Annotated in this window: 9 protein-coding genes and 1 pseudogene; 5 read left to right on the top strand and 5 right to left on the bottom strand. The window is 67.2% G+C overall.

Going from position 1 to position 11,920, the window contains the following annotated elements:
* Position 1: 1 nt before the first annotated feature.
* The 4 genes from RMO40_RS14760 (at position 2) to RMO40_RS14775 (ending at position 1,595) form a co-directional block, all read left to right on the top strand.
* On the top strand, positions 2-97 hold the full coding sequence (locus RMO40_RS14760) for a hypothetical protein (protein ID WP_309722783.1): 96 nt from the start codon (positions 2-4) through the stop codon (positions 95-97).
* Between the two features lie 26 nt (positions 98-123).
* Positions 124-411, top strand: coding sequence for a PepSY domain-containing protein (locus RMO40_RS14765; RefSeq protein ID WP_309722761.1), 288 nt, complete (start codon positions 124-126; stop codon positions 409-411).
* Between the two features lie 19 nt (positions 412-430).
* Complete coding sequence (locus RMO40_RS14770; protein WP_309722764.1) at positions 431-958, top strand: cytochrome b/b6 domain-containing protein; 528 nt, start codon at positions 431-433, stop codon at positions 956-958.
* A gap of 214 nt (positions 959-1,172) precedes the next feature.
* Positions 1,173-1,595, top strand: a complete 423-nt coding sequence (locus RMO40_RS14775; protein WP_296683050.1) for an SWIB/MDM2 domain-containing protein — start codon at positions 1,173-1,175, stop codon at positions 1,593-1,595.
* Between the two features lie 158 nt (positions 1,596-1,753).
* Here RMO40_RS14775 and RMO40_RS14780 read toward each other — a convergent pair whose 3' ends face one another.
* From RMO40_RS14780 to RMO40_RS14800, 5 genes are all read right to left on the bottom strand, one after another.
* Positions 1,754-4,570, bottom strand: a complete 2,817-nt coding sequence (locus RMO40_RS14780) for an ATP-binding protein (protein ID WP_309722769.1) — start codon at positions 4,568-4,570, stop codon at positions 1,754-1,756.
* Positions 4,571-4,700: 130 nt separating this feature from the next.
* Positions 4,701-7,610: an excinuclease ABC subunit UvrA gene (gene uvrA, locus RMO40_RS14785; RefSeq protein ID WP_309722772.1), complete on the bottom strand. Its 2,910-nt coding sequence runs from the start codon at positions 7,608-7,610 to the stop codon at positions 4,701-4,703.
* Between the two features lie 156 nt (positions 7,611-7,766).
* Positions 7,767-9,293 (bottom strand): carboxypeptidase regulatory-like domain-containing protein, encoded by a 1,527-nt coding sequence (locus RMO40_RS14790; RefSeq protein ID WP_309722775.1) that lies wholly within the window; start codon positions 9,291-9,293, stop codon positions 7,767-7,769.
* 395 nt (positions 9,294-9,688) lie between these two features.
* Positions 9,689-10,702, bottom strand: coding sequence for a hypothetical protein (locus tag RMO40_RS14795; RefSeq protein WP_309722778.1), 1,014 nt, complete (start codon positions 10,700-10,702; stop codon positions 9,689-9,691).
* Positions 10,699-11,319 (bottom strand): sigma-70 family RNA polymerase sigma factor, encoded by a 621-nt coding sequence (locus RMO40_RS14800; protein ID WP_309722781.1) that lies wholly within the window; start codon positions 11,317-11,319, stop codon positions 10,699-10,701. The genes RMO40_RS14795 and RMO40_RS14800 overlap by 4 nt, the downstream gene beginning before the upstream one ends.
* 138 nt (positions 11,320-11,457) lie before the next feature.
* Between RMO40_RS14800 and RMO40_RS14805 the strand changes: the two are divergent.
* A pseudogene (locus RMO40_RS14805) lies at positions 11,458-11,920 on the top strand (hypothetical protein); the annotation flags it as partial.

Raw genomic sequence — 11,920 nt, forward strand, 5'->3', positions numbered from 1 at the left:
GATGAGCCTGCGCACCCGTTTTGGCGAGGCCGACCCGGCGGTGATCGGCCTTACCGGCACCTATCACAACCTGCTGCGTGGCTGGGCCGACACCTGAGCCGACTTCACCCTGAAAGGACCCCGATGAAAACCACCCCACTGCTTGTTGCTGCGGTTGCCGCCACCCTGTTCACCAGCGCCGCCTTCGCCCACGGCGACGTGAAGTGCGACACCCCCCAAGCCGAATGGAAAGGCCAGATGGCGCTGCAGACCAAGCTCGTCAACGAGGGCTGGAAGGTCCGCAAGGTCAAGGTCGAGAACGGCTGCTACGAGGTTTATGGCTTCGACGCCAAGGGCGAACGTGTCGAGGTTTTTTTCGACCCCAAGACCTTCGAGCGGGTGCTGCCGGCCGGTGAGTCGGCGAAGAAGTAGCGCCTTCCCCGTCGACACCATGAAGGTCTGGGACGCTGCCGTGCGCGGCCTGCACTGGGCGCTGGTCGCCGCCATTACCGCGGCCTGGCTGACCAGCGAGCGCTGGACGCGGTGGCACGCGCCGGTGGGTTATGCGGTGCTCGCCGTGGTCGGGCTGCGCCTGGTCTGGGGTTGTGTCGGCAGTCCGTACGCGCGCTTCCGTCAATTCGTCCGTTCGCCAGCGCACACCGCGCGCTATGCCGCGCGGTGGCTGCGCGCTCGCGAGCCGCGCTACCTCGGCCACAACCCGCTGGGCGGCTGGATGGCACTCGTGTTGTGGGCCTGCGCGATGGGTGTGGGCGCCACCGGTTGGCTCTTGAACACCGACCGCTTCTGGGGCGACGAGGGCATGCAAAGCCTGCACGGCGCACTCGCGTGGATGCTGCTCGCGCTGATCGGCGTGCACCTGAGCGGCGTGATTTTCGCGAGCGTTCGCCACCGCGAAAACCTAGTGCGCGCCATGTTCAGCGGTGACAAACGCGCCGCGCAGGAGAGCGATGTGAGCTGAGTGCGGCCGTGCATCGAGGCACACGAGTGACGCGCAGCGGAGACAAAAGCGCGCGTCACCGGGCATGAATGCGCGATTTACCTATGAAAACTGCTTCTCAATGCAGCACTCTCGCAGTAGTATTCGCTCCGCACGTGGTCCATGGAGAACAGAGAGCTCATGCGGCTCTCACCCAACACGGGCACATCAACAACTTGTGATGGAGAAATTCAAAATGGCAACTGCGAAGAAAGCTGCGAAACCCGCAGCAAAGAAGGCCCCGGCCAAGAAGGCCGCACCGGCCAAAAAAGTAGCGGCAAAAAAAGCTGCTCCCGCGAAGAAGGCCGCTCCGGCCAAGAAGGCGGCTCCTGCAAAGAAGGTGGCAGCGAAGAAGGCTCCGGCCAAGAAGCGCACCCCCAACGCCGCCTTCATGAAGGCCATGACCCCGAGCGCACACCTGGCCGCCATCATTGGCGCGACCCCGGTGCCGCGCACGGAAGTGACCAAGAAGGTGTGGGAGTACATCAAGAAGAATGACCTGCAAGACAAGGCGAAGCGCACGATGATCAATGCCGACGCCAAGTTGAAGGAAATCTTCAAGAAGGCCCAGGTCTCGATGTTCGAGATGACCAAGCTGATCAACGGTCACCTGAAGTAAATCGCGGCGATCCGCTGATTGAGAGAGCCGGTGCAGTGCACCGGCTTTTTTATTGCCTCGTTCTCACCCCGACTCCGTTCGCCCTGAGCTTGTCGAAGGGCCCGCTGTGCACGACGCTGGCTTCGACAGGCTCAGCCCGAACGGAGTGTTTGCGGTGGTCAGCCCGCCAGGGCCTGGCCTAAACCATCCAGGATGTGCGCCACGTTGATCGGCTTGGTCCAGTAGCCGTCAAAGCCTGCGGCCAGCGCCGCATCGATCTGGGTCTGCATCGCGTCGGCTGACAAGGCGATGCATTGCAGCCCCGAGGTGCGCGGGTCGGCGCGCAGGGTTCGGATCAGCTCCAGGCCGTTCATGTCGGGCAGGTTCATGTCGATCGGCAGCAGGTCGTGGCGCTGTTCGCGGGCCGCGTCGAGGCCGTTGCCCCCGTCTGTCGCCACCTGCAGCGCCCATTGCGGGCGGGCCTTGAACACCTCTTGCATCAGCAGCACGTTGAGAGGCTCGTCTTCGATGTAGAGCACCTGGCGTTGCGTTGTGGGAGATTGCGGTAGCGCGGGTCGTTCCGGGTCACCAGTGGTCCGCCTCCCGCTGGGTGCAGCGCTGGCGGGCAAGCGCAGCGTGAAGGTGGAGCCCTTGCCGGGCTCGCTGTGAACCTGCAGCTCGCCTTGCATCGAGGCCGCCAGCTCGCGCGCGATCACGAGGCCGAGGCCCGTGCCTTCGACGCGGCGCTGCTCGGCGCCCAGCCGGTTGAAGGGCTGGAACAGACGTGACTGCTGCGCTTCGCTCAGGCCCTCGCCGTCGTCGCTCACCGCCACCAGCACGTGCGCGCCACTGCGTGACAAGCTCACCCTCACCGAGCCGGCCGGGCGGTTGTACTTGATGGCGTTGGACAGCAGGTTGAGCAGCACCTGCTCCACCGCGCGTGCATCGGCCTGGGCCCAGTGCGCGCGTTTCGGTGGCGCCGCCAGGCGCACGCCGGCGCTGTCGGCCAGCGGCTGGGTCAGCGAGAAGCAGGTCTGCAGCGTGGCCGCCAGGTTGACCGGCGAGCGCTGCAACGAGAAGTCTTCCTGCTCGATGCGCGCCAGGTTGAGCATGTCGTTGATCAGCTCCAGCAGGTGGCGCCCGGCGCGCAGCACGCTGTCGAGCCGACGCGCCTGGTCGGGCGCCAGCGGGTGCACACGGTCGATGGCCATCAGCTGCGCAAAACCCAGGATGCCATTGAGCGGCGTGCGCAGCTCATGGCTCACGCGCGAGAGAAATTCGCTCTTGGCGCGGCTGGCGCGTTCGGCGGTTTCCTTGTCGCTGCGCAGCTGCTCGTGCGCGGCTTGTTGGGTGACGTCGCGGCAAGTCCCGACCATGCCGATCACGCGCTGTGCGCTGTCCAGGGTGCAGCGCGCAAAGATCTCCAGCGTGGCTTCGCCGCTGTCGGGCCGCTGCAGGCGGTAGCGGGCTTCGAGCATGCCGCCGGTGGCCAGCGCCTGCTCCAGCCGCGCCTGCACGCCATCACGGTCGTCGGGGTGGACGGCCGCCAGCCAGTCGGTCAACAGGTAGTGCGGCTGCGGGAACTTGAGCCCGTGGTTGGCGCAAGCGCGGGCGTCGAAGTTCATCTGCCCGCGCTCGAGGTCAAGCTCGGCGATGCCGATACTGGCGGCTTCGGCGGCCAGGCTCCAGCGCTCTTCGCTGCTGCGCAGCGCGAGCTCGATCTCCTTGCGCGCCGTCGCGTCGGACGAAAAGCCGTGCCACAGCGTGCCGCCGGCCGGGTGGCGCTCGGGCACAGCGCGGGTTTCGATCCAGCGCACCACGCCATCGCGCACGATGCGGAACTCGCGTTGCCACGGCGTCAGCGCACGCGAGGCGGCGACCAGGCTGGGCATGTAGCCGGCTTGGTCGTCGGGGTGCAGCATGCGGCACACCACGTCTTTGTCGCCACCGTCATCGTCGCGCGGTGGCTCGGCACCAAAAAGTTCGCGCGAGGCATCGCTGGCGTAGGTGTAGCGGGTGCGGCCGTCGGGCTGCAGCCACAGCTGGAAGATCACGCCCGGCACCTGCGACGAGAGCTTGCGCAGCAGCTCGGCTTGCGCATGGGTGCGGCGCTCGGTGGCGATGTGGGCCGACACGTCTCGTGCGGTGCCGCGGTAGCCGCTGAACCGGCCCTGTGCGTCGAACACCGGTACCGCGCTGCGCGACACCTGCAGCGTGCCACGCGGCGTGAGCTTGTCGGTGATGACGCGGGTGATCGGCTGGTGCCGCCGCAGCAGCGCGTGCAGGCTGCGCCCGCCGCCCAGCGGCGTGCCCAGGTTGTCGAGCAGCGGTGAATCGGCGAGCGCAGCACCGCGCACTGACGATGGCGACAAACCCGTCACCGCTTCGAAGGTGGACGAGACCCAGGTGTAGCGCAGCTGGGCGTCGGTCTCCCACATCCAGTCGCCCGAAGCGCGGGCAAAGTCGAGCAGGCGTGCACGCTCGTTTTCGGCCGGTGGAGTGTGCAGGCGCGTGCTCAGCAATTCGCTGGCAACCCGGGCCAGCCGGCGCAGGCTGTCGCGCTGCTCGGCCGTCAGGCTGCGCGGACGCGGGTCGATCACGCACAGCGTGCCGAGGAGGGCGCCATCGACCCGCAGCGGCTCGCCAGCATAGGCGCGCACGTGCGGCATGCCGGTGACGAACGGGTTGTTGGCAAAGCGCGGGTCGCGGGTGGCGTCAGGCACTTCGAACATGCCGTCGTTCAGCAGCGCGTGGTTGCAAAACGAGATGGCGCGCGGGATCTCGCGCACCGGCAGGTCGTCCCAGCCGTGCACGGCCTTGAACCATTCACGATCGGCGTCGACCAGGCTGACGACGGCGATGGCGCTGCCCGTCAGCTGCGCCGCACATTGCGCGAGGGTGTCGAAGCTCTCTTCGGGATCGGTGTCGAGGATGCCCGCCGCGTGCAGTGTGGCCAGCCGGTGTGATTCGTCAGCGGGCAAGGGCGCAGGCGGCATGTCGCGTGGGGCCAAAAGGTTGGAGCCCGGACTGCCGGGCTGCGGCAATGTAGTTCAAGGCCACGCTGCTTGCCAATAGAGGCTAGTTCGCATGGGTCATGCTGCATTGCAACAAGCCGACCGCGAGGTCTCAGCGCAGCAGCGGCTGCAGGTAGCGCCCCGTGTAGCTCGCTGCGTTGGCGGCCACGTCTTCCGGCGTCCCCGTGGCAACCACCGTGCCTCCGCCAGCGCCACCCTCGGGGCCCATGTCGATCAGCCAGTCGGCGGTCTTGATGACGTCGAGGTTGTGTTCGATCACCACGATGGTGTTGCCCGCGTCTCGCAACTGGTGCAGCACGCGCAACAACAGGTCGATGTCGGCGAAGTGCAGGCCGGTGGTGGGTTCGTCCAGGATGTAGAGCGTGCTGCCGGTGTCGCGCTTGGACAGCTCCAGCGCGAGCTTCACACGCTGCGCCTCGCCGCCGGAGAGGGTGGTCGCGCTCTGGCCGAGGCGGATGTAGCCCAGGCCCACATCGAGCAGGGTCTGCAGCTTGCGGGCGATGTTGGGCACGGCGTTGAAATAACCGTGCGCGTCTTCCACCGTGAGGTTGAGCACCTCGGTGATGTTCTTGCCCTTGTAGAGGATTTCCAGCGTCTCGCGGTTGTAACGTTTGCTGTGGCAGATGTCGCAGGGCACATACACATCGGGCAGGAAGTGCATCTCGACCTTCAGCACACCGTCACCTTGGCAGGCCTCGCAGCGGCCACCGGCCACGTTGAAGCTGAAGCGCCCCGGCCCGTAACCCCGCTCGCGGGCCGTGGGCACTTCGGCAAACAGCTCGCGGATCGGCGTGAACAGGCCGGTGTAGGTGGCGGGGTTGCTGCGCGGCGTGCGGCCGATGGGGCTCTGGTCGACGCTGATCACCTTGTCGAACACGTCCAGGCCTTCGATGGCGTCATGCGGCTCGGGCTCGGCGTGGCTGCCGTAGAGCTTGCGGGCCACCGCCGCGTAGAGCGTGTCGTTGACCAAGGTCGACTTGCCCGAGCCGGACACGCCGGTCACGCAGGTGAACAGGCCGACCGGGATTTCGGCCGTCACGCCCTTCAGGTTGTTGCCACGCGCGTTGACGATGCGCAGGCTCTGCGGCTCGTCATGGTCGGCGAGGCGGTGGCGCTTCTTGGGCACGGCGATCTTCACGACCCCCGACATGTAGCGCCCCGTCAGCGACTCGGCGCTGTCGGCCACCTGTTGCGGTGTGCCTTGCGCGATTACTCGACCGCCGTGCACACCGGCGCCGGGGCCCATGTCGATCACGTGATCGGCGGCGCGGATGGCGTCTTCGTCGTGCTCGACCACCAGCACGCTGTTGCCGATGTCGCGCAGGTGGCGCAGCGTGCCGATCAAGCGGTCGTTGTCACGCTGGTGCAGGCCAATGCTGGGCTCGTCGAGCACGTACATCACACCGGTCAGGCCCGAGCCGATCTGCGAGGCGAGGCGAATGCGCTGTGATTCACCACCGCTCAGCGAATCGGCGTTGCGGTCCAGGCTCAAATAGTTGAGGCCCACGTCGTTCAGGAACTTGAGCCGCGAGCGGATCTCGCGCACCACCTTGTCGGCGATCTCGGCCTTGGCGCCTTTCAAGTGCAGGGCCTCGAAATACGCCAGGCACTCGCGCAGCGTGAAGTGCTCGACGCGGTAGATCGGCTCGCCCTGCGCGTCGCCTTCGCCCTGCAGGAACACATGCCGCGCTTCGCTGCGCAAACGGGTGCCCTGGCAATCGGGGCAGGGTTTGGCGGCCTGGTAGCGGGCGAGGTCTTCGCGCACGGCCGCCGAGTCGGTCTCTTTGTAGCGCCGCTGCAGGTTGGGGATGATGCCTTCGAAGGGGTGTTTGCGCTTGACGCTGCGGGTCTTGCCGTTGGCGCCGTCGGCCTCGTAGACGAAGCTCACTTCGTCGTCGCCCGAGCCCCACAGCAGCACCGTGCGTGCCTTCTTGGTCAGGTCTTCAAACGGGGTGTCGATGTCGAACTTGTAGTGTTTGGCCACGCTCTCCAGCAGCGAGAAGGTGTAGCCGTTGCGCCGGTCCCATCCCTTCACCGCACCACTGGCCAGGCTGAGCGACGGAAAGGCGACCACCCGATCGGGGTCGAAGGCCGTCACCTGGCCGAGGCCGTCGCAGCTCGGGCAGGCACCCACCGGCGAGTTGAAGGAGAAAAGGCGCGGCTCCAGCTCGCTCAAGCTGTAGCTGCAGATGGGGCAGGCGAACTTGCTGCTGAAGAGGTGCTCTTTGCCCGAGTCCATCTCCAGCGCCATCGCGCGGCCTTCGGCGATGCGCATCGCGGCCTCGAAACTTTCCGCCAGTCGCTGCTGCAAGCCGGGCTGCACTTTCACGCGGTCGATCACGACGTCGATGTCGTGCTTCTCGGCTTTTTTCAGCTTGGGAACATCGGCCGCTTCATAGGCCGTGCCGTCGATGCGAAAGCGCACATAGCCTTGCGCCTGCATGTCGGCAAAGAGTTCGGCGAACTCGCCCTTGCGGTCGCGCACCACCGGGGCCAGCACCATCAGCTTGGTGTCTTGCGGCAGCGCGAGCGCGGCATCGACCATCTGGCTCACGCTCTGCGCTTGCAGCGGCAGCTGGTGCTCGGGGCAGAAGGGCGTGCCGGCGCGGGCGTACAGCAGGCGCAAGTAGTCGTGGATCTCGGTCACCGTGCCAACGGTCGAGCGCGGGTTGTGCGAGGTGGCCTTCTGCTCGATGCTGATCGCCGGTGACAGGCCCTCGATCACATCGACATCGGGCTTGTCCATCAACTGCAGGAACTGGCGTGCGTAGGCGGAGAGGCTCTCCACGTAGCGGCGCTGGCCTTCGGCATAGAGCGTGTCGAAGGCGAGGCTGGATTTGCCCGAACCCGAGAGGCCGGTGATCACCACCAGCTTGTTGCGCGGGATGTCGAGATCGATGTTCTTCAGGTTATGCGTTCGGGCGCCGCGCACCCGGATCACGGGTGCTTCGATGGACGGCACGATCGACGCTTCAGGTGCTGCGGGTTTGCGGGGCGGCATGGGTGCGGAGGGCGAAACGGATCATGATAGCGACGCACAGGCGCTCGCCTGCTGACACCCCCCGCCACGCCGCGCCGATGCGCGCATAAAAAAAAGGGCGAGCCCGTTGGGCTCGCCCTCGTGCCGGCGTGACGCCGGCCGCGAGATAGGGTCTCGTCAGTTGCAGTAAGTGATGGTTGCGCCGCCGGGGTTCGGGTTGGTAGGCTCGCCCGCCGACCAGGTGTTCGCCGGGGTGATCGTGACACCGCATTGGGCGTTGATCACGATGTCGAACGCATGCCAGTACTCAAGACTGCCGCCTTCACCGGCCCCCGGCCTGTAGACGGTGGTGTTGCCGTTGTACGTGACTTCGACCTTCACCGGCGAATCCGTCATGCCCGGGCTGAAGGTGCGAGAGAAGTTGTGAAGGAAGTAGCGGTAGGTGCCTTGCGCTGGGCGGCGGATGGTGACGATCTCAGGGCCGAATGACCTGAGGTCGTCGATGTCGAGGTTGGCAAACGGTGCTGCCGTCAGCGTGCCCTTGGCGTTGTAGTAGATGTGCGTGCCATGCGGGGTGAGCAGGTGCGAGTCGACGTCCAGTGGCTGCTGGCCCCAGGTCAGCTTGATGCCGAGCGCCCCTTCGGCCAGGATCAGGCAGGGTGAGCCCAACGGCATGTTGCCCGTGGTGGTGGTGACGGCGCGTGTGTTCGACAGCAGCGAGGCCGAGCGGGCATTCAGCGCTGCCGAGGCATCGCGGCGCATCGGCACGGAGAAGTTGCCGGAGCGGTCGCTGAGAACGTTGGTCGTGCCCGAGTAGGTGATGCCGTCGAGCTCGATGCGTGCGCGTGCCACGCGGCGGCCAGCAGAGTCCTGCACGCAGCCGGTGACCTGCACGGTGTTGAGCATGTTGTTGGTGTTCCAGGTCGTGAAGCGGGTGACCGTGCCTTCGTAGTACTGGTTCGGGGCGGTGCCACCGAGCGTGGCGGTGCCTCCGCTTTCCCACAGGCCGGTGCTTTCGTTGAAGCCGTACAGCGTGACGGTCCCCGGCAAGGTGGTCGCACGGCTCGCAGCCGGAATGCGGATGGTGGCGCTCTGGCCGGCGGCGAGGTTGTACGAGCCTCCGGCCGCGTCGGTCAACACGACCGTCAGGGCACCGTAGCTCTCGACCCAGGCTGCAGCGCCGGCGTTCGTGGTGCGGTAGTCGCCAGGGAGGAGGGTCGCGTCCTCGGCGGGGTTGAAGGCGGTGAGTTGCACCAACACCGGCTGCGTCGGTGCCGCGCCGGCGGCTGTGACGACGGCACCTGCCGGGAAGGTCACCTGAGCGGTGGAGCCGGGAACAGTGGTCGTGCCACCTGCGGCGGCGTTGAGGCTCACCGTGGCGGCCAAGGGCATGAGCTGAGCCGGTACGGTGGTGGTGAGGCCCCCGGTCACCGAGGTGACTCGCACCGTCGAGGCATAACCGGCGGCGGTGATCGTGACCAGGATGCGATCGACCTGGGTCAGGTCGGCAAACGCGAAGGCACCGTCGGCGCCTGTTGTGACGGTGACGCCGTCGACAACGACCGTGGCGCCTGCAATGGGCTGGCCATTGCTGGCCGACAGCACGCGGCCGCCGAGGCTGCCCGGCTGCACCGGCTGCTGGCCCGCAGGAACATACGGCTGGCCGGAGTCGTCATCACTGCCACCGCATGCGGCCAGAACCACAGCGAGGACCAATGCGGCGAGGGTGGGACGACGGAAGTGAGCGCGCGAGACTGCGGCGGTAGAGCGAGCGTTGTTCAAGAAGCCTCCAACGGCGATGCGATCGAACACGGCCATGACCCGCGGGCCGAAGTGGCACCGCAAAGACATGGAGAAACGGTGTCTAGACGCACTCGCCACGCGACGACGGTCACCGTGGGAGAACGTGTACCGCTCGGCGATGACGCTTTGCGCCTTCCCTCCGCGTGACCACTGCGTTGTTCTCCCTGGCGCTCGTCTGGCGCTTTGCGACCCGCTTTTTGAGCAGGTGTGCATTTGACAACCTGCAATGTAGCCAAGCCTTCGTGAACTGCCCGGCCATTTGAGCGGAAAATTTCACGAACCCTCCGTAATCGCCGTCAGGGAGCGCTCGTTTCCAACGCCCTCACGCTCGTTGGTGGCAGCGTCACCAGATGCCAGCGACCCGGCGGGGTCTGCCACAACACTCCGCGTTCAATGAGCCGGAAGCCGTGCTGCAGTTCGCCATCGCGAAGCAGGCGGATCTCGCTGCCGGCAGGCAGCAGGCTTACGTCCACCGGCTGCCAGCGGTCACCCGCTTCGGCATCCATCCGCGCCAGCCAGCTGCGCACCGCGTCGTTCATGGCCTGCGGTGGTGCGCCCTCGCGCTGCCAGGACCAGCGCGCGGGCTCGGAGGTGATGGCAGCGCGCACTTGGGCGAGGCTGTCTCGCGTTTCGGCCTTGGCGGCCTTGTTCAGCGTGTCGGCAGAGGCCATGCTGCGCTGGCGCTTCGATTCGTCAAGCGACTGGGACCGCACCCTGGCGGGCGCACCGGCGGTGGCGGTGTCGCCCGCGGCGGTCGGTGCGGGCGCTGGCGGCGGTGCGGACAGGGCGACGGCGGGGGCTGCTTCTCGGGCGGCCGGTGCCGCCGTTTCTTCACGGGTCGCGACCTCAGGTGCGGGTGCTGCAGCGGCTGCGGGTTTGGCCACCGGGGCTGACTTGCGCTGCGGCGTGGGCGCCTGCTGCGGCGCAGCGCCCGTGGCTTCGGCCATCGGCGCGGCGGGCGGCGTTGTTGCGGCTGGCGGAGAGACTGGCGCCGAAGCAGGCGCAGGGGCTGCAGCTGGCGCGGGCGGACGAGGCATCGCCTCGTCCATCGGTTGATCCCACCACATCAGGCCCACCAGCGTCGCGACCATCACACCGGCAAAGCCGGTGGCCACCGACGGACGCGCCAACCAGTCCCACACGCTCCACAACGGGTGACGCGGCGCACGCGCCGGGGCTGACGCATCGCGCGCCTTGGCCTGTGCCTCTTTCAAGATGAGCGCGCTCAAGGCCGGTGGCGGCTGCAGGTCGGCATCCGGTGCGTGCCGCAAGGCCTGGCGCAAATGGGCGTCGCGCTCTTCGTCTGTCATGGCGCATTGCCTTGGATCGGCGCGAGGTAGGCACCCATGCAGGTGCGCAGCTTGCTCATCGCATACCGCAGCCGTGTCTTGGCGGTTTCGAAGCCCACCTCCAACGCACGCGCCACGTCGGCCAGCGGCAGCTCGTCGTCGTGGTGCAACAAGAAGGCGCTGCGTTGTGCGAGCGGCAGCTCGTCCAGGCAGCCCAGCAGGCGCTCGCCGGCGCGGCGCCAGAAGGCGAGGTCTTCGCTCTGCGGCGACGGCGCGGGCCATTGTTGCCAGGCCGCGCCGGCTTCGGGCTCCCAGGGCGAGTCGTCGTCGGTGCTGATCGACACCTCGCGCCCGCTGCGCCGCCAGATGTCGATCACACGGTGGTTGGCCAGCGTGTAGAGCCAGGTGCGAAAACTCGCACCCTGTGGCTGCCATTGCTGGCGTGCGTTGACCACCTTGAGCCAGGTGTCTTGAAACACCTCGTCGGTCTGCGCCGCCAGCGTGTGGCCGAGCAGGCGGCGGATGAAGCGGTACAGCCCGGCGTGGTGGCGCGCGTAGAGCCGCTCGAACGCCGTGGCGTCGCCGCGGGCGTAATCGCTCATCAGCTGGTCGTCGCTCGGGTCGCTTGCATCGCTCATCGGGTGGGAAGTCTGCCTTACTCCTGCTTGATACGGCGCGGGTGGGGCAACGGGGTGGAACGCGCGGAAATTTTTTTCACCCCATCGCGCCGCTTGCCACGTGTCATGCCAGGTGACTCTTTCACTTTGGAGATCTCCATGAGCAACGCTGCCCCCGCCCGCCGTGCCGCTGTGCCGGCCGTTCTGATGAGCCTGTTGCTGGTGGCTTGCGCCGCCACCTCGGCCGAACGCGACATGTGGCCGCCGGCCTGGCAAGACGCGCCACCACAAACCGCTGTCGACTTCACCCCACCCGCCTTCAGCGCCCCCTCGGCCACCCACTGCCAGCGTTTGCCGGTGATGCGTGAGGTGCCAGGCGGCGGAGGTCAGCAAGGCAGCGGCGCGGGTGGGCTCCACGGCCGTGAGATGAAGTCGTCACGCGACGACGCAGCGCTCGCCAAACGCCGCGAGTCCGCCGCCGCACCGGCATCGGTGGCGCCGATGGCAGAGTCGCGCGCCGCGGCCGATGCCGTGCCCTCGACCGCGCCCCCACCTTGGCCGCACCCACCCCAGCCAGTGCCTTGTTGCCCGCCTCCGCCTGGCGCTTCGCGCATGGCCGGAA

The organism is Rhizobacter sp., assembly GCF_031412075.1.
In the GTDB taxonomy this organism is placed as follows: domain Bacteria; phylum Pseudomonadota; class Gammaproteobacteria; order Burkholderiales; family Burkholderiaceae_C; genus Rhizobacter.